The organism is Acinetobacter sp. T_3_1, from assembly GCF_025377055.1.
Lineage (GTDB): Bacteria > Pseudomonadota > Gammaproteobacteria > Pseudomonadales > Moraxellaceae > Acinetobacter > Acinetobacter kookii.
Window position 1 is genome coordinate 71,457 of sequence record NZ_JACHVD010000006.1, and the last position, 17,193, is coordinate 88,649.

General features: G+C 45.1%; 15 protein-coding genes and 2 tRNA genes. 6 read left to right on the forward strand and 11 right to left on the reverse strand.

Annotated features, from left to right (window positions below):
• Window position 1: 1 nt before the first annotated feature.
• The 9 genes from H4I94_RS08345 to H4I94_RS08385 form a co-directional block, all read right to left on the reverse strand.
• A complete protein-coding gene (locus tag H4I94_RS08345; RefSeq protein WP_261182778.1) occupies window positions 2–808 on the reverse strand; it encodes a putative RNA methyltransferase in 807 nt (268 codons plus the stop codon).
• Between the two features lie 85 nt (window positions 809–893).
• Complete coding sequence (mraY, locus tag H4I94_RS08350; protein WP_166168573.1) at window positions 894–2,012, reverse strand: phospho-N-acetylmuramoyl-pentapeptide-transferase; 1,119 nt, start codon at window positions 2,010–2,012, stop codon at window positions 894–896.
• Window positions 2,012–3,421, reverse strand: coding sequence for a UDP-N-acetylmuramoyl-tripeptide--D-alanyl-D-alanine ligase (gene murF / locus H4I94_RS08355; RefSeq protein WP_261182779.1), 1,410 nt, complete (start codon window positions 3,419–3,421; stop codon window positions 2,012–2,014). The genes mraY and murF overlap by 1 nt, the downstream gene beginning before the upstream one ends.
• A 9-nt stretch (window positions 3,422–3,430) precedes the next feature.
• Complete coding sequence (locus H4I94_RS08360; protein WP_261182780.1) at window positions 3,431–4,927, reverse strand: UDP-N-acetylmuramoyl-L-alanyl-D-glutamate--2,6-diaminopimelate ligase; 1,497 nt, start codon at window positions 4,925–4,927, stop codon at window positions 3,431–3,433.
• 10 nt (window positions 4,928–4,937) lie between these two features.
• Entirely contained in the window at window positions 4,938–6,764 is a 1,827-nt protein-coding gene (gene ftsI / locus H4I94_RS08365; RefSeq protein ID WP_261182781.1) for a penicillin-binding protein PBP3, read from the reverse strand.
• Window positions 6,765–6,778: 14 nt separating this feature from the next.
• On the reverse strand, window positions 6,779–7,111 hold the full coding sequence (ftsL, locus tag H4I94_RS08370) for a cell division protein FtsL (RefSeq protein WP_131273127.1): 333 nt from the start codon (window positions 7,109–7,111) through the stop codon (window positions 6,779–6,781).
• Window positions 7,111–8,034 carry a 16S rRNA (cytosine(1402)-N(4))-methyltransferase RsmH gene (gene rsmH / locus H4I94_RS08375; RefSeq protein ID WP_092820215.1) on the reverse strand — a complete coding sequence of 308 codons (924 nt, stop codon included), beginning with the start codon at window positions 8,032–8,034 and terminating at the stop codon, window positions 7,111–7,113. The genes ftsL and rsmH overlap by 1 nt, the downstream gene beginning before the upstream one ends.
• A 261-nt stretch (window positions 8,035–8,295) precedes the next feature.
• Window positions 8,296–9,315: a sulfate ABC transporter substrate-binding protein gene (locus tag H4I94_RS08380; RefSeq protein ID WP_131273129.1), complete on the reverse strand. Its 1,020-nt coding sequence runs from the start codon at window positions 9,313–9,315 to the stop codon at window positions 8,296–8,298.
• Between the two features lie 249 nt (window positions 9,316–9,564).
• Window positions 9,565–10,566 carry a sulfate ABC transporter substrate-binding protein gene (locus tag H4I94_RS08385; RefSeq protein ID WP_261182784.1) on the reverse strand — a complete coding sequence of 334 codons (1,002 nt, stop codon included), beginning with the start codon at window positions 10,564–10,566 and terminating at the stop codon, window positions 9,565–9,567.
• Window positions 10,567–10,940: 374 nt separating this feature from the next.
• Here H4I94_RS08385 and H4I94_RS08390 point away from each other — a divergent pair, with 374 nt between their 5' ends.
• The 5 genes from H4I94_RS08390 (at window position 10,941) to H4I94_RS08410 (ending at window position 13,711) form a co-directional block, all read left to right on the forward strand.
• A complete protein-coding gene (locus tag H4I94_RS08390; RefSeq protein ID WP_261182785.1) occupies window positions 10,941–11,243 on the forward strand; it encodes a hypothetical protein in 303 nt (100 codons plus the stop codon).
• Between the two features lie 130 nt (window positions 11,244–11,373).
• A complete protein-coding gene (gene gltX / locus H4I94_RS08395) occupies window positions 11,374–12,882 on the forward strand; it encodes a glutamate--tRNA ligase (RefSeq protein ID WP_261182786.1) in 1,509 nt (502 codons plus the stop codon).
• 57 nt (window positions 12,883–12,939) lie between these two features.
• Window positions 12,940–13,015: transfer RNA gene (locus H4I94_RS08400), tRNA-Ala, on the forward strand.
• Between the two features lie 30 nt (window positions 13,016–13,045).
• A tRNA-Glu gene (locus H4I94_RS08405) sits at window positions 13,046–13,121 on the forward strand.
• Window positions 13,122–13,369: 248 nt separating this feature from the next.
• Window positions 13,370–13,711 (forward strand): hypothetical protein, encoded by a 342-nt coding sequence (locus H4I94_RS08410; protein WP_086197221.1) that lies wholly within the window; start codon window positions 13,370–13,372, stop codon window positions 13,709–13,711.
• Between the two features lie 24 nt (window positions 13,712–13,735).
• Here H4I94_RS08410 and H4I94_RS08415 read toward each other — a convergent pair whose 3' ends face one another.
• Window positions 13,736–14,692 (reverse strand): cation diffusion facilitator family transporter, encoded by a 957-nt coding sequence (locus H4I94_RS08415; protein WP_261182787.1) that lies wholly within the window; start codon window positions 14,690–14,692, stop codon window positions 13,736–13,738.
• A gap of 333 nt (window positions 14,693–15,025) precedes the next feature.
• On the opposite strand from H4I94_RS08415, the gene H4I94_RS08420 reads away from it, so the two are divergent.
• Window positions 15,026–15,445, forward strand: a complete 420-nt coding sequence (locus H4I94_RS08420) for a tetratricopeptide repeat protein (RefSeq protein ID WP_261182788.1) — start codon at window positions 15,026–15,028, stop codon at window positions 15,443–15,445.
• Window positions 15,446–15,494: 49 nt separating this feature from the next.
• Here the strand turns inward: H4I94_RS08420 and ettA are convergent, their stop codons facing one another.
• A complete protein-coding gene (ettA, locus tag H4I94_RS08425; protein ID WP_092820222.1) occupies window positions 15,495–17,156 on the reverse strand; it encodes an energy-dependent translational throttle protein EttA in 1,662 nt (553 codons plus the stop codon).
• Window positions 17,157–17,193: the final 37 nt, after the last annotated feature.

The window sequence follows — 17,193 nt, forward strand, 5'->3', positions numbered from 1 at the left end:
TTTAAGCTTTCTTCTTAAATAGATAAATCTGGAATTGGGCTTTTAACTCAAACTGGTCTTTCTGTTCCAGAGCCTGACGACGTTCTGGCTTGGCTTTATAGGCATAAGGCGTCATGGCAATCAGATGCTTTAAATCTTCCTGTTGCAAAATAAAAGGTGCATCCACCACACTTTCTTCTACCAGTTCAAAAGCGTCTTCCAGCTGGGCGACAAATTTATACGGTTCGTGCGGATTCACCTCTTCAAAAAGTGCCTCACGCATGGCATATAAATGCTCTGTTGCAGGCGTGACCACCATCAAATAGGCATGCGGTTTCAGTACCCGTAATATTTCCTGTTTGGGAATCGGACTAAACAGACTGGTACATAAATCAATTGACGCATCCAGTACCGGCAAGGTGGCTCCGGTTCCTACCACCCAAGTCATATTTTTATTCAGCTTAGCTGCGACCTGTACGGCATTTTTTGCAATATCCACGCCGACACATTGCAGCACTTCCGCCTGCATGGCATTGGTGTAATAGCCTTCACCACAACCAATATCCAGCAGGTTTTCGATGCGTAAATCGCGAATTTTTTTAACCACTGCCTGCTGTAAAGGCGCATAGAAACCGGCACTTAAAAATGCTCGACGCGCCTGTACCGATTCAGGTGTATCGCCCGGATTCTTACTGTGCTTATGCTGCACTACATGCAGGTTCACATAGCCCTGTTTGGCGACGTCATAACTGTGGTTGTTGACACAGTGCCATGTTTTTCCCGTCAGTTGCAATGCTTCATGACAGACAGGACACATCAGCAGATTCATATTTTTCTCCAGTGCCTGAAATCAGGCGATAAAAAAAAGCCGGCAGATGTGGGAGCAAATGCCGGCTTTTTTTTCGAATATTTGCTTAACGCAATTTTAAGGTCATTAAGCCTAAAACTACCAGCATAATCGTAATAATCCAGAAACGAATCACTACCTGGGTTTCACGCCAGCCTTTTTTCTCGTAATGATGATGTAGCGGTGCCATCAGGAAGACACGCTTGTTACGCATACGCAGGGAACCAATTTGCAGGAACACTGAAATGGCTTCTACCACAAATACCCCGCCCATAATCGCAAAGACGATTTCCTGACGAACCATCACTGCAATGGTACCCAGCATTGCGCCTAAGGATAAAGCCCCGACATCGCCCATGAATACTTGTGCGGGATGCGCGTTATACCAAAGAAAGGCCAAACCGGCACCAATCATCGCGGCACAGATCACCACCAGTTCAGAGGAATATTTGACATAAGGAATATGCAGATAATTGGCAAAACGGACATCTCCGGCCAGATAGGCAAATACGCCCAAACCTGCAGCAACCAGCACAATCGGCATGATCGCCAGACCATCCAGACCATCGGTCAGGTTCACCGCATTGGATGCCCCGTTAATCACCAGATAGGTAAAGATAATAAAACCAATCCCTAAAGGAATAGCGGATAACGGAATGGTCAGATTTTTAAAGAAGGGAATCAGCAGGTCCAGCATATTGCTGGTATGCACAGGATTGGCCTGCTGGGTAGCAATCACATACAGGGCAATACCGGCACCCAAAGAAGCAACCGAAGTCCAGAAGAATTTTTTCCGTGCAGGCAGACCGGCATTGTCTTTATAGCGTACCTTGATCCAGTCATCCGCCCAGCCGACGGCACCAAAAATCACCATCACGCCCAATACAATCCAGACATAAGGATTGGATAAATCGGCCCACAACAGGGTGGAAATACCAATCGACAGCAGGACCAGAATCCCGCCCATGGTCGGGGTTCCCATTTTTTTGGCATGATTTTCAGGAGCAAAAGAACTCACTGCCTGTCCGTATTTTAAAGCCTGGAGCTTACGGATCATCACCGGACCCAAAACCAGTCCAATGGTCAATGCGGTTAAAACACTGAGCAGCGCACGTAATGTTAAATAACGAACCACCTGAAACGTGCTGTCAAAGCCCGCCAAATGTTCAAATAGCCATAACAGCATTAAAGTTTCTCCATCAAATCAGCCATCAATGTTTCCATGTGGGTATAGCGAGAACCTTTAAACAGGAAACTCATGGATTGAGGTTGATGTGTTTCAATTAAACTAAGTAAAAAAGGAAGGGCTTGTGCCTGGGTCAGGAAGGCCTGCAGTTTTTTGCCATACTGGGTGCTGCGTGCCCCTTCTTGGGTAGCTGGTGCGAATTCCCCAACGGCAACCACGAAGTGAACTCCCGGCACCGAAACCAGATCACGACCCAGCATATAGTGTTGCTGTGCAGCACTTGCACCCAACTCGCCAATATCGCCAATCACCATCACTTTGACGCCTTCCTGCTGCGCCAGCACTTCGGCTGCAGCGCGCATGGACGTCGGATTGGCATTGTAAGTATCGTCAATAAACAGATGTTTCGCAGTATGAATGAAGTTCAGACGACCTTTGGCACCTTTCGCCTGCTCCAGACCTGTCACAATATCATCCAGCGCAACACCGATCGCGAGCGCAAAAGCAGCTGCCGCTGTGGCATTCTGCACATTGTGTTCACCGGCAAATGGCAGGTTAATCTGACGCACACCTTGAGGGGTATTTAAAGTAAAGCTGGAAGATTGGGCATGCAACTCGATATCTGTGGCAAAAACATCTCCCCCCTGTCCGAAACTCAAGACTTTTTCAGTCTGTACAGCCTGACGGATGGCTTCGGCAAAATCATCGGCAGCGGGAACAATTGAAGTGCCTGTGGAGGCAATGTGCGCATAAATTTCCGATTTTGCCCGACAGATGCCTTCACGCCCGCCAAATTCACCCAAATGCGCCGTACCGATGTTGATAATCCCGGCCACATGCGGTTGCACCAGATTTGAGGTGTAATCAATTTCACCCTGATGGCTGGCGCCCAATTCCATCACTGCATATTGGTGCTCAGCACGCAGCTCAAGCAACATCATTGGCACGCCCAAATCATTATTCAGGTTGCCACGGGTAATGAGGGTTGGTGCCAGACGCGACAAGATACTGCCGAGCATTTCCTTGGTGGTGGTCTTACCGCTACTGCCGGTCAGGGCGATCACTTTCAACTGTGAGTTTTGCGCACGGCGATAAGCCCCGAGATGCCCCAATGCCAGACGGGTGTCTTCAACCACAAGCTGGCAGATATCGGCATCTACCGGATGGCTGACAATTGCGATTTCACAGCCCTTACCTGCCACTTGGGCAACAAAGTCATGCGCATCAAAACGTTCGCCTTGCAGGGCAAGAAATGCATCGCCTTTTTCCGCAAAGCGTGAATCGGTCAAAATCCGTTTGATTGCGCCTTGAGGCACTTTCTCATTCAACCAGTAACCCTGAGTGGCTTCAGCCAGTTGTACTGCTGTCCACGGTTCCAAAGGCACTGTACTGGTAGTTGATGTATGCATGATGGTTTCCTATTGTGCAGGATAAGCTGAATCTGGGGTGTGGTGTTGTGCATCAATGGCCGCCTGCACTTCAACCACATCATCAAACCAATGACGTACGCCATCAATTTCCTGATAGTTTTCATGCCCCTTTCCGGCAATAACCACAATGTCACCTGCCTGAGCCTGCTTCACTGCAAATTTAATCGCTTCACGGCGGTCATGAATTTCATGCACGCGATGCGCTGAAAAATCAATGCCGGCTTTCATGTCGGCAAAAATCTGTTCCGGGTCTTCGGTACGCGGATTGTCAGAAGTGATCAGCGCTACATCGGCATGATCCAGAGCAGCTTGGGTCATTAGCGGACGCTTGCCCCGGTCACGGTCGCCACCACAGCCAAAGACTGCCCATAAATTTTTCGCTACATGGCGTTTTAAGGTGGTCAATACCTGAATCAGGGCATCTGGCGTATGTGCATAATCGACCACAAACAGACGCTCACCATCACGGATCACCTGCATACGACCCGGCGCACCTTGCAGCTTCGGTGCCACAGCAATCAAATCGGTCAGCTTGAAACCTGCCTGCTCTGCAGCAATCAGGCTCGCCACAAGATTTTCTACGTTAAAATGACCCAGTAACGGGCTATTTACGTCAAATTCACCATCCGCGGTGACCAGTTTAAAGCATGCACCATTTAAACTATATTGAATATTTTCAACCCGATAGTCAGCTGCTTGAGTGATTGAATAAGTGAAAATTTTCGGTCGGGCCGGATTTGATTGCGCAGCCTCAATCATTACCTGCGCATGCTCATCATCAATATTGATAATGGCCACTTTCAAACTGGAAAATTTAAATAATCGCGACTTGGCTTCAGCATAGGCTTCAAGCGTACCGTGATAATCCAGATGATCGCGACTCAAGTTACTATACGCCGCAATTTCAATATCGCATCCGTTCAAACGGCCCTGTTCCAGACCGTGCGAGCTGGCTTCAATCGCTGCAAATTCAGCACCGGCCTGCGCATAGCCATGCAAAGCATTTTGCAGCTGCAAGGCATCCAGCGTGGTATGCGTAGAGGCTTCCAGATTCGGCAAAATACCGTTCCCGGTGGTTCCCATCACGGCACATTGCTTGCCTTGCAACATCAACAGTTCAGCAATTAAACGCGAAATGGTAGTTTTACCATTGGTTCCTGTCACGGCAATAATGCGCGCAGCATTTACAGCTTGGGTCGCCTGTAAATATTGCTTTTGCCACTGCCCCATTAAATGACGGACATTCGGCACGACAATACTATTTTCCAGACCCAAATCCGTTTCGCTGACCACGGCCAAGGCACCCCGTGCCAAAGCCGACTGTGCAAACTGCAAGGTTTTTTCAGGCTGAGAAAAACTAGTCAGGGCAATAAAAATTTGCCCTGCTTCAACTTTACGACTATCTAAACTAAAGCCAGCGAATGGCTTGCTCATCCATCCAGTGGTTTTCTCAGTGCTGTAGAGATCTTGAAATGTAATCGACATTCATCACCTGTTACTGGATTTTGGGAGTATCTAAAGGTTTATCTAAAGGTACGTTCATCAAACGTAAGGATTCCTGCATCACACGTGCAAATACTGGCGCTGCCACCAGACCGCCGTAATATTGCCCTTTCGGATTTTCTACCACAACGACCATCGCCAGGCGCGGATCACTGACCGGTGCCATGCCGGCAAACAGCGCACGGTATTCACTGTCTGAATAACCCTTGCGGTCCGCACGTAACTTATGCGCGGTACCGGTCTTACCTGCGACACGATAACCCGGAATATTGGCCTGCTGTGCCGTTCCACCCGGCAAGGTCACCGCTTCCATCATCAACAAAACCTGTTCGGCAATTTTTGCATCGACAATTTGCTCACCCTTCGGTGGCTGATCCAGTTTGTACAGGCTTAAAGGCATCTTCACGCCTTTATTGGCAATCATGGCATAGGCATCGGCAATTTGTAGCACAGTCGCATTCAGGCCATAACCATAGGCCATGGTGCCCACTTCCGAGACATTCCATTTGCTTGGCGGCAAAATCAGGCCCGCACTTTCACCCGGAAATTTCACCGCAGAACGCTGCCCCATACCCACACGTTTATAGAATGTCGGCAAGGTGGCATAAGGCAGTGACAAGGCAATTTTTGCCACCCCAACGTTGGATGATTTCTGGATGATGCCGCCCAGCGTCAGTGCGCCATAGTTATGCGTATCGCGGATGGTATGGTTACCAATACGCATACTGCCCGGTGAAGTATTCACGATAGAGTTCGCGGTATATTTGCCACTTTCCAGCGCCATCGCCACCGTTAGCGGCTTCATGGTCGAACCCGGCTCAAATGAGTCCACTGCACCGCGGTTACGCATAGCGTCTTTATTGGCTAAACTTTTTTTGTCGTTGGGGTTATAAGACGGCCAGCTGGTCATGGCCAGAATCTCACCGGTTTTGACATCCACAGCAATGGCTGTAGCAGAACGGGCATTATTCGCCACACCGGCAGCGGTCAATTCGCGGTACAGAATATATTGCAGCCGTGAATCAATACTTAAGGTGATATTTTCCCCAGCTTCAACTTCCTTGATAATTTCAGGGTCTTTAAAACGGTTGCCCTTTTTATCCCGCACAATCTGCTGTTCGCCATCATGGCCAGACAAAGCCTTATTCAGCTGCATCTCCAGACCTTCAATCCCTACGCCTTCACTGTTGGTCAAACCAATAATCTGGGCATTCGGCTGCGGCTGCGGATAATAACGCTTATAGTTCTTTTCGGTATAAACGCCCTGGAATTCACGTTTGGCAATCAGCTCCGCTTGCTGGGGTGGAATTTCTTTTTGCAGGACCAGATAACGTGAACGCGGACGCTCATTCATTTTCTTTTTCAGCTCGGCACGGTCGATACCCACTGCATCGGCAAGTTCATCCAGATTCAGGTTTTTATCCGGTAACTGACGTTTCAGTTTGCGGTTATGAGGATCTTTAGCCAGTTCGGCAGTAATCTCGTCAAACAGTTTTTTGGTTTCAAAATAGTCGCGCGGATCAATCACCACCTTCATGACCGGCGTACTGATGGCCAAAGGCACCCCATGGCGGTCATAAATGACGCCACGCATCGCCTTGATTTTTTCAGTTCGCAAAATATTGGCATTGGCCTTGTTTTGCAAAAAGTCCTTATTGATCACCTGTACATAAAATGCACGGCCCACCAAGGCCAGAAAGCACAGTAGAACCACGCCCCACATCAGGTAAAAACGCCACATATCTACGCTGAGGGCATTTTTCTCGGTAATCGGCTGCTGCTTTTTGCGTGTTGCCTGACTTGTTCTCTTGTCCACCATAATTACAGCTAGCCTTATTTTTTATCGTCTGAAGTCATTGGTAAAGAAATTACAACCGTCTGTGCCGCAGGAGGTGAATACATGCGCAATTGCGTGACCGCACGTGTGCCAATTTGCGCCGTCGCACCAAAGGTTTGTTGCTCAATCAGCAAACGCCCCCACTCTGCATTCAGATCATCCCTTTCCCGCATAAAAGAACTTAACTCGCGATAATCATGACGATATTCAAATACCTGGAATACCACCATAATTGCGCTAAGAAAGACCAGCAGCAGCAAAACGATATAGCTGATGAGTTTTTTCATCGGCTTTTTGTCGGTTTTCTTTTCAACAACTTCAGTTTTCATTATTCGCCTTTTGAAGCTAAGCGCTCTGCAACTCTAAGCCATGCACTGCGAGAACGAGGGTTGGCTTTGACCTCTTCTTCACTGGCACGGACTCGGGAAATCTTCTTTAAACGACGGGTATCTTCCCGTTTTTGTGGCAATCCCCAACCGGTATCTTCCGCTAAAGTCGATTCTTTTTGAATAAATTGTTTAATCAGACGGTCTTCCAGTGAATGGAAACTGATGACCGCCAAACGTCCCTCGGGTTTTAAAACTTCCACAGCCTGTGGCAAGAAAGCTTCAATATCTTCTAATTCTTTATTAATGGCAATACGAATCGCCTGAAAAGTTCGGGTTGCAGCATGTTTATTTTTTTCCCATTTAGGATGGGCAACTTTGACAATTTCAGCCAGTTGAGCCGTGGTTTCAATATAACCGGCTGCCTTAATGGCTTTGGCAATACGGCGACTATAACGCTCTTCGCCATACTGGAAAATAATATTCGCCAGGGCTTCTTCTTCAATATCTACCAGCCACTCAGCTGCCGTTGGACCTTGGGAGTTATCCATGCGCATATCCAGTGGCCCATCTTTCATAAAACTAAAGCCACGCTCCGCCTGGTCCAGTTGTGGAGATGACACGCCTAAATCTGCCATCACCCCATCCACCTGGTCGATGCCCAGCGCTTCCAGTTCCTGTTTTAAATCGGCAAAGCTGGCATGAATAATCTTAAAGCGTGAATCTTCCTGTTCCAATACCGCTGCCGTCTGCAAGGCTTGCGGATCTTTATCAAAGGCATAAACACGGGCATTTTCATCTAACTTAGACAGTAATAAACGGGTATGACCGCCGCGACCAAAGGTCCCATCGACATAAATTCCTGTATTGCGGTCTGCCAACAAGGCATCAACAGTTTCATGAAGTAATACAGAAATATGCGACATAAGGGTTCAATCAATACTAGGAAAAATGTAACTGCACATTATTACCTTGTTTTAACAAAGCTCCAAACGACTTTTTGTAGGGAAATATTACTTTTCATAGAGAAAACCGTTTCAAACCGGGTTCACCGCAAATCTATTCTATCTTGCATGTGATTTTTATCGTTTAGTGAGTTTGCTGATTTAAAAATGATGCTTCACTCTTCATCTTGGCAGCCATAAAAAAGCCAATCTCTCAGGATTGGCTTTTTAGATCAGGCAGAATTAACGTTTCGTATTATAAATCTGGTCAAAAATCGCACCGTTCACAAAGTGAGTCTGTTGTGCTTTGGACCAGCCACCAAATACTTCATCAATAGTGAAGGTTTTTAGTTTCGGGAATTGAGCAGAGTATTTAGCCAGCACTTCCGGATTACGCGGACGATAGTAGTACTTGGCTGCCATTTCCTGACCCAATGGTGAGTACAAGTAGTTGATATAACCTTTGGCCAACCACTTGTTGCCATCTTTCTCTACGTTTTTATCTACGATTGCAACCGATGGTTCAGTCAAGATAGACATGGATGGATAAACAATTTCAAATTTGTTTTTGCCCAGGCTTTTTTGAGTTACCAAGGCTTCATTTTCCCAGGTCAATAACACATCACCGATACCGCGCTCAGCAAATGTAGTCATCGAAGCACGTGCAGCCGAGTCCATCACCTTGACGTTACGGTACATTTTACCCACAAAATCTTTGGCTTTGGCATCGCTACCGCCCGGTTGCTTCAGTGCATAACCCCAGGCAGACAGATATACCCAACGCGGTAAACCACCGGTTTTCGGGTTCGGGGTAATAATCTGTACGCCTGGCTTGGTTAGGTCAGACCAGTCTTTAATATGCTTTGGATTACCTTTACGCACCATAAACACGATGGTCGAAGTATAAGGTGCAGAGTTATGCGGGAACTCTTTTTGCCAGCCCGGCTGAATCTGACCCGACTTGACGATTTCTTCAATATCGTTTGCCAAAGCCAAAGTGACAACATCCGCTTTCAGGCCATCCACCACGGAACGCGCCTGCTTGCCTGAACCACCATGAGACTGTTTAAAATTCACACTCCGCCCAGTACGCTCTTTCCAGTAAGCACCAAAAGACTTGTTGAATTCATCATAAAATTCACGTGTTGCATCATAAGATACATTTAAAAATTCACGGTCTGCTGCCTGAGCAGAAGTGGCAGTAAAAGCAATGCCGCTTGCAAGCAATGCTGCACTGAATAAGGCTTTGAATTGAGTTTTCATGACAACACAGATCAATTATCTTCATTAATGCTAACTATATGAAATAAAGTCATAATTCGCAATTCATCAAATTTGGGCACAACCGATTAAAATGAAAGATTTTTCTTCTTAATTTACTGTTTTAGATACAAAAATAACAACAACATTATACTTATTCAAGATATATAGATTTTTATGGATTAGATATAAAAAAAACGGATAACAAAGTTAACCGTTTTCTGATTTTAATGCTTGATCACGATCAAAATACTAATTTTTTTCGCTATAGATCTGGTCAAAAATGGCACCATTCACGAAGTGAGTTTTTTGTGCTTTCGCCCATCCGCCAAACACATCCCCAATGGTAAACAGTTTGATTTTTGGAAATTGTGCCGCATATTTCGCTGCCGCCTGTGAATTACGCGGGCGGAAGAAATATTGTGCTGCCAGCTCTTGCCCCTTTGGCGAATATAGATAGTTGAGATAACCTTTAGCCAGGTTTCGGTTGCCGTCCTTATCCACATTTTTATCGACAATCGCTACCGATGGTTCTGCCAAAATTGAAATGGATGGATAAACAATCTGATATTTGTCTTTACCCAAACCTTGAGTCGCCAGCAGAGCCTCATTTTCCCAAGACAGCAGCACATCACCAATACCACGCTCAGCAAAAGTGGTTAAAGAACCGCGTGCGCCAGAATCCAGCACCTTTACATTAGCATAAAGCTTTTTCACCAGCTCACGTGCTTTGGCATCATTGCCACCCGGCTGTTTTAACGCATACCCCCATGCAGACAGGTAAATCCAGCGTGGTGCACCGCCGGTTTTCGGATTTGGCGTAATAATTTCCACACCCGGCTTGGTTAAATCGTTCCAGTCTTTAATATTTTTGGGATTCCCCTTGCGAACCAGAAAAACCACGGTCGAGGTATAAGGTGCAGAATTGTTCGGAAACTGCTTTTGCCAGTTTTTATGGATCAGGCCCGCCTTCACAATTTCATCGATATCGTTGGCTAGCGCCAGGGTCACGACATCAGCCTGCAAACCATCAATCACGGAACGTGCCTGCTTGCCTGAACCGCCATGAGATTGTTTGAAATTGATCTCCTGTCCGGTACGTTGTTTCCAGTACGCACCAAAGGCCTGATTATATTCCTGATAAAATTCTCGGGTCGGATCATAAGAGACATTCAGGAAATCTTTCGCGGCGAAACTCTGCGTGCCCATGCTCCCCAGCAAGACCAAAAGAGTAGATGCGAGTATTTTTTTCATATGTAACCCTTTTATTTAACTTTTTATTTAATAATGAGGTCACTATATAAATCATAAATATTTTTAACAATCATATACTTATAATATTTTATTGATTAAAAATCGTTTTTAAAGATATCCATAAAAATGCTTTAAAATGCATTTTTAGCACTAAAAAACTTCGAATAAATTTCCAGCTTGTGGTTTTTCCTCATTCTCCATGTTGTCTCCATATTCTTTTGATACAAAGAGCACAATGTTTATAGGTATTTTATTATTTTGTAAAAAAGTGTGATCCAGTTCTACTTTTGTATTTTTTGTGTGATTAAATGGTAGTCACTCATCGGATTAAAACAATATATAAAATTCCAGCACCGGAAAAAGGGGATGTGAAAATGCGATATGCAGCAGTTATACAAGCATTTAGCTTAAGTTTAACTTTAGGGTTTATGGCTCAGCTGGGACATTCAGCTGTAATTAAAGGTACTGAAGCCAAAGTGACTTTAGGCGCTGAAAAGTCTTCATTGATTGAAAAAGCCCTGCAACAGCAAAAGCAAGGTGGAAACACCTTACGTGCCGATAACGATTTAAAAATGCTGACCGAGATTAAAGTTGCACCGACTCAAAGCTTCTTTGCTGCTCAAAACCAGAAATTTAGCCGTTTTGTGCAAGCACTGTTCCCCCAAAGCAGTTCTTAACTCAACAGCGAACTTCGCACCCCTTTAGAAGTTCCGATTTAGCCTAATCATTTCAATGTTGAATTTAACATTAAGTGATTAGGCTTTTTCGTTATAATAGCTCCCATTCACATTCTGAAAAATATTGGTTATGACTGTCCGTACTCGTATTGCGCCTTCTCCTACTGGCTTTCCACACGTAGGCACTGCTTATATTGCCTTGTTTAACTTATGTTTTGCTAAACAGCATGGCGGTGAATTTATTCTTCGTATTGAAGATACCGACCAACTGCGTTCCACCCCTGAATCTGAAAAAATGATTTTAGATTCATTGCGCTGGTTAGGCTTAAATTGGTCAGAAGGTCCGGATGTGGGCGGTCCACATGCGCCTTACCGCCAGTCTGAACGTATGGGCATCTATAAACAATATGCTTTGGAACTGGTAGAAAAAGGCCATGCTTTCTACTGCTTCGCCACAGCGGAAGAACTGGATCAGATGCGTGCGGAACAGCAAGCGCGTGGCGAAACGCCACGTTATGATGGCCGTGGTTTATTATTGTCTCAAGATGAAGTTGCACGTCGCCTTGCCGCAGGTGAGCCCCACGTGATTCGTATGAAAGTACCTGAAGAAGGCATTTGTAAAGTCAACGACTTACTGCGTGGGGAAGTTGAAATTCCTTGGGCTCAAGTCGACATGCAAGTTTTGCTCAAAACCGATGGTTTACCGACTTACCATCTTGCCAATGTGGTTGATGACCATCTGATGCAAATCACTCACGTTTTCCGTGGTGAGGAATGGTTACCATCTGCACCAAAACACCAGTTGCTTTACAAATACTTTGGCTGGGAAATGCCAGTACTGGGTCATATGCCATTACTTCGCAACCCGGACAAATCAAAACTGTCTAAGCGTAAAAACCCGACTTCTATCAATTACTACAAAGACATCGGTGTACTTCCAGAAGCGTTATTGAACTATTTGGGCCGTATGGGCTGGTCAATGCCAGATGAACGTGAAAAGTTCACTTTGGCAGAAATGATTGAGCATTTTGACATTAAACGTGTATCCCTTGGCGGTCCGATCTTTGATGTGGAAAAACTGAATTGGCTCAATGGTCAATGGATTAAAGCGCTCTCTCCTGCCGAACTGTTAAATACCTTATTGGCATGGAAATCTGACCGCAACACCTTGGAAGATATTGCCGCTGCCATTCAGCCGCGTATTAACCTGCTTTCTGAAGCCGTGAATTGGGCAGGTTTCTATTTCAACCAGTTCCCGAGCATCAGCAAAGAACAGTTTGAAAGCAAGAAACTGACCGAAGAACAGGTTCGTCAAAGCTTGCAGTTTGCCATTTGGCGTCTGGAAAGCCTGTTCACCTGGAATAATGACACGGTGAGTCAGACCTTAATGGACCTGGCCAACCAGATGGAAATTAAGCTTCGTGACTTTATGCCAACCTTCTTCATTGCCATTGCCGGTTCAACCAGTTCAACCCCGGTAATGCAATCCATGGTAACGATTGGCCCCGATTTAACTTTTGCGCGTTTACGCCATGCCCTGGAAATTGTGGGCGGTCCGAGCAAAAAAGAAGCAAAAGCCTGGGAAAAACTCAATGAAAGCTTAAAATTGCCGAAAAATGATGCAGTTGATGAAGCATAATTGATTTTATAGTTGACGTGTGAGCGCAATACCCCTAATATTGCGCTCACACAAGCTGGGGTCATAGCTCAGTTGGTAGAGCGCTACAATGGCATTGTAGAGGTCAGGAGTTCGATCCTCCTTGACTCCACCAAGTTCCACCTTTTTTTGTGTTGCCTCAATTGTCCCTATCGTCTAGAGGCCTAGGACATCGCCCTTTCACGGCGGTAACCGGGGTTCGAATCCCCGTAGGGACGCCATATTCAAGATGACTACAATCCACTTGTAGTCATCTGATAAAAAACCCAAGCATTGCGACTTGGGTTTTTTATTGCCACAATTNATTCAAGATGACTACAATCCACTTGTAGTCATCTGATAAAAAACCCAAGCATTGCGACTTGGGTTTTTTATTGCCACAATTTTTTCTCAACTTTTATTTGCGCTGTTTTTGCTTTCTGTGTCATTCCGATTAAAATAAGCGATAAATTAAAATGATGGAGTTGTAATGCAATACCGTTGCCCAAAATGCCAAAGCCCTAAAATTATGCCTGTCGCTCAAGCCGGTAGCCCTGCAGTACGCCCTGTAGTTCCTAAAAGCCTCGTCTTCCTTATCCCTGCAGTCTTTATCTTATTGCTGCTGGTTTTAATTAGTATTGCAATGTGGATTTTCGGCGATGGTGCAGGCTCTACCCTACAAGTTGCAACAGTAGTGGCCTTTATCATCTGCGTGATTGCCGGTTTCCTGTTTTACCGCGACCTGCCAGATTTTAAAATTTCCATGCAAGGCTTTATGCAGTCTCAAAAGAAATGGAAATGCCGTGAATGTAATCACGAATGGGAAATCTAAAATAGATTCGATTTCACATCAGTTTCAGTGCTGGTGTGAATCTTCCTGATGAGATAAATGTTCTTCGTGATCATCATGGCGATGACAGGAGGAATGCAGCCCACATTCATAATCTTCAATCTGTAGCGTTATTTCCGCAATACCATGTTGATGGCTCAACATTTCCAAAGCCTGCTGATATAACAGATTATGGTCGGCATCAGGTGCATAGAGATGTACAGTCAGATGGACATTCTTGGAGGTAATAGCCCAAACTTTCAGTTGATGAATACTTTCCACATCCGGTAAGCTCAACAGGTCATGACGCAACTGCTCAATATCAATCTCTTCCGGAACCCCTTCCAGCAAAATATTGATACTTTGCTTAAGTAAAATCCAGGTTCTTGGCAACACCCAGAAACCGATCAGCACCGCAATAAGCGTATCCACCCACATCCAGCCAGTGAAATAGATGATCGCAGCGCCAATAATCACCCCGATCGACCCCACCGCATCACTTAAAACTTCCAGATAAGCACCTTTCACATTCAGGCTTTCAGTGGAACTGGAAAATAAAATCCGCATAGAAATCAGGTTAATCACCAAGCCAATGACCGCCACACCCAGCATGCCCACACTTTGAATTTCCGGTGGATGGCTAAAACGCTGATAAGCTTCGAACAAGATATAAATGGCAACAACAAACAGCATCAAGGCATTAAACAGCGCTGCCAGAATTTCAAAGCGCTGATAACCAAAAGTTCTTTTATCATCTGCTGGCATTTTGCCAATTTTGATCGCCACCAGGGCAATTGCCAAGGCTGCCGCATCAGTAAACATATGTGCAGCATCGGAAAGTAGGGCCAAACTTTCAGTGACGAAACCCGCAACCACTTCAATAATAAGAAAAGTGCTTGTGAGCGCCAGAGCAAAGGTCAGCTTTTGAGCATTACTTTCCGTCACCACTGCATGACTATGTTCATGTCCGTGATGTCCACTCATTGCAACTCCCAATTATTTTTATTTATAAAAATAATTTATCCTTAAACAAGAAAGATAAATACTATAAATTTATTTTTTTAGCACACTCCGAATATAAAGCAAGCTGTTTGGCAAAAGCGAATGTCCGCTACAGTCATTAAAAAGCTCTGTATAAAATATGAAAGCTATTTAGTTTTATATTATATTGATAATCAACATCAAAGCTTGGTTCACCTTTTTTAAATTAATAAAAAAATTCATTTACTTACAAATTAATTGCACTTTACTTAAAAAAAATCGTTACATTGAAATAATTAGATTTATGACAATCTAACGTGTAGAAAGGAGTTGATTATGATCGTGAATAAGATAAAAAAGATCGTAGATGCCTTACTGAGTCCTTCAGATCAACAGTTGCAAGGAATGCAAAATCCAACCTTAAATGAAGCAAATTGGGAATTTGCGCAGGGACAATTTTTTGAGCAGCTTGCGATCGAACATCATTCCATGTTTAAAAATCATTCCACCCATTCCGGGTCAGATGAAGACCCCTCCATTCATGACAATCGAAATGCAATGTGGAACTTTTTAAGTGCCGCATTAAAAGGACATCGTGACTCTCAGTATAGACTCGGCCTATGTTATTTGAATGGTGACTTGGGTTTAGATAAAAATTACACCCATGCTCAAGAATGGTTGGAAAAAGCAGCCAAGCAAGGTCATCCAGAAGCCCGTAGGACTTTAATGCAGAGTTATTCTCAAATTGCACTGTAATAAAAAAAACCAGCCCGAAGGCTGGTTTTTTTCACATCAAAATCGGGAATTAAGCACCGATTTTACGATATTTTTGACGACGCGTTGCCAGGTCATCACCATCGCGCTTACGGCGATATTCTTCAAACTCGGTATAGTTACCGGTGAAGAATTCTGGTGTTTCATTTTCAAATGACAAGATGTGCGTTGCAATACGGTCCAGGAACCAACGGTCATGCGATACCACCATCACAGTACCCGGGAATACAAGAATTGCATCCTCAAGTGCACGTAAAGTTTCGATATCCAGGTCATTCGATGGTTCATCCAGCAGAATGACGTTTGCGCCCATTTGCAGGATTTTCGCCAGCTGTAAACGGTTACGCTCACCACCCGATAAACTGCCTACACGTTTTTGCTGATCTTGACCCTTAAAGTTGAAGCGACCGATATACGCACGTGATGCGATTTCGTAATCACCAATCTTCAAGATATCCAGGCCACCCGATACTTCTTCCCAAACGGTTTTGTTATCGTCCAAAGTATCACGGATCTGACCTACGTATGCGACTTTAACCGACTCACCTAAGGTTACAGTACCGGTATCTGGTTGTTGTTCGCCCGTCATCATACGGAACAGTGTGGTTTTACCTGCACCGTTAGGACCGACAATACCCACAATCGCAGCAGGCGGCACTGTGAAAGACAAGTCTTTATACAGCAGTTTGTCACCGAACGATTTGCTGATGCCTTCAACTTCTACCACCTTGTTGCCCAGACGTGGACCAGGTGGAATGTAGATTTCAGACGTTTCGTTACGCTGTTGGAATTCGCGTGAGTTAAGCTCTTCAAAACGCTCCATACGCGCTTTGTTTTTCTTTTGCTGACCTTTGGCATTTGAACGAACCCATTCAAGTTCTTTTTTCAAGGCTTTGGCAAAAGATTCTTCTTGCTTGTTCTCTTGCTCTAAACGGGCATTCTTTTGCTCAAGCCAAGAAGAATAGTTGCCTTGGTAAGGAATACCATGTCCACGGTCAAGCTCCAGAATCCATTCCGCAACGTTATCCAGGAAGTAACGGTCATGGGTAATCGCCACGATGGTGCCAGGGAAATCTTTCAGGAAGCGTTCTAGCCAAGATACAGATTCTGCATCCAAATGGTTCGTCGGTTCATCAAGAAGCAACATGTCTGGCTTAGAAAGCAGTAGACGGCAAAGCGCTACACGACGGCGTTCACCACCCGAAAGCTTAGTCACGTCCGCATCCCAAGCTGGAAGGTTCAATGCCGCAGCAGCTTGATCCATCTGGTTTACAATATTATGTGCATCCCAAGAATGGATAATTGCTTCCAGCTTTTCCTGCTCTTTTGCAAGCGCATCAAAGTCTGCATCTTCTGCTGCATATTCTGCAAATACTTCATCCAGACGCGCTAAAGCATCAAGCGGTTCACGTAAACCATCTTCAACGTTACCACGAACGTCTTTGTTAGGATCAAGGGGTGGCTCTTGCTCGAGGTAACCGATTTTGATACCTGGTTGTGCACGCGCTTCACCAGAGAAATCTTTATCTACGCCAGCCATAATACGAAGCAAGGTAGATTTACCTGCACCGTTTAAACCAAGCACACCAATTTTTGCGCCTGGAAAGAATGATAAAGAGATGTCTTTCAGGATTTCGCGCTTAGGCGGAACCATTTTGGACACACGGTTCATCGTGTAAATATATTGGGCCACGTAGGACTCCTCTATAGAAAAAGCAACATTCGCACTC

What these genes read in the sequence shown, in the direction of transcription:
- H4I94_RS08385 (WP_261182784.1), bottom strand. Translation starts at nt 10,566, where the DNA reads ATGAAAAAAATACTCGCATCTACTCTTTTGGTCTTGCTGGGGAGCATG.
- ftsL (WP_131273127.1), bottom strand. Translation starts at nt 7,111, where the DNA reads ATGAAAACTGAAGTTGTTGAAAAGAAAACCGACAAAAAGCCGATGAAA.
- ftsI (WP_261182781.1), bottom strand. Translation starts at nt 6,764, where the DNA reads ATGGTGGACAAGAGAACAAGTCAGGCAACACGCAAAAAGCAGCAGCCG.
- H4I94_RS08390 (WP_261182785.1), top strand. Translation starts at nt 10,941, where the DNA reads ATGCGATATGCAGCAGTTATACAAGCATTTAGCTTAAGTTTAACTTTA.
- gltX (WP_261182786.1), top strand. Translation starts at nt 11,374, where the DNA reads ATGACTGTCCGTACTCGTATTGCGCCTTCTCCTACTGGCTTTCCACAC.
- H4I94_RS08415 (WP_261182787.1), bottom strand. Translation starts at nt 14,692, where the DNA reads ATGAGTGGACATCACGGACATGAACATAGTCATGCAGTGGTGACGGAA.
- H4I94_RS08345 (WP_261182778.1), bottom strand. Translation starts at nt 808, where the DNA reads ATGAATCTGCTGATGTGTCCTGTCTGTCATGAAGCATTGCAACTGACG.
- mraY (WP_166168573.1), bottom strand. Translation starts at nt 2,012, where the DNA reads ATGCTGTTATGGCTATTTGAACATTTGGCGGGCTTTGACAGCACGTTT.
- H4I94_RS08360 (WP_261182780.1), bottom strand. Translation starts at nt 4,927, where the DNA reads ATGTCGATTACATTTCAAGATCTCTACAGCACTGAGAAAACCACTGGA.
- H4I94_RS08420 (WP_261182788.1), top strand. Translation starts at nt 15,026, where the DNA reads ATGATCGTGAATAAGATAAAAAAGATCGTAGATGCCTTACTGAGTCCT.
- murF (WP_261182779.1), bottom strand. Translation starts at nt 3,421, where the DNA reads ATGCATACATCAACTACCAGTACAGTGCCTTTGGAACCGTGGACAGCA.
- H4I94_RS08410 (WP_086197221.1), top strand. Translation starts at nt 13,370, where the DNA reads ATGCAATACCGTTGCCCAAAATGCCAAAGCCCTAAAATTATGCCTGTC.
- rsmH (WP_092820215.1), bottom strand. Translation starts at nt 8,034, where the DNA reads ATGTCGCATATTTCTGTATTACTTCATGAAACTGTTGATGCCTTGTTG.
- H4I94_RS08380 (WP_131273129.1), bottom strand. Translation starts at nt 9,315, where the DNA reads ATGAAAACTCAATTCAAAGCCTTATTCAGTGCAGCATTGCTTGCAAGC.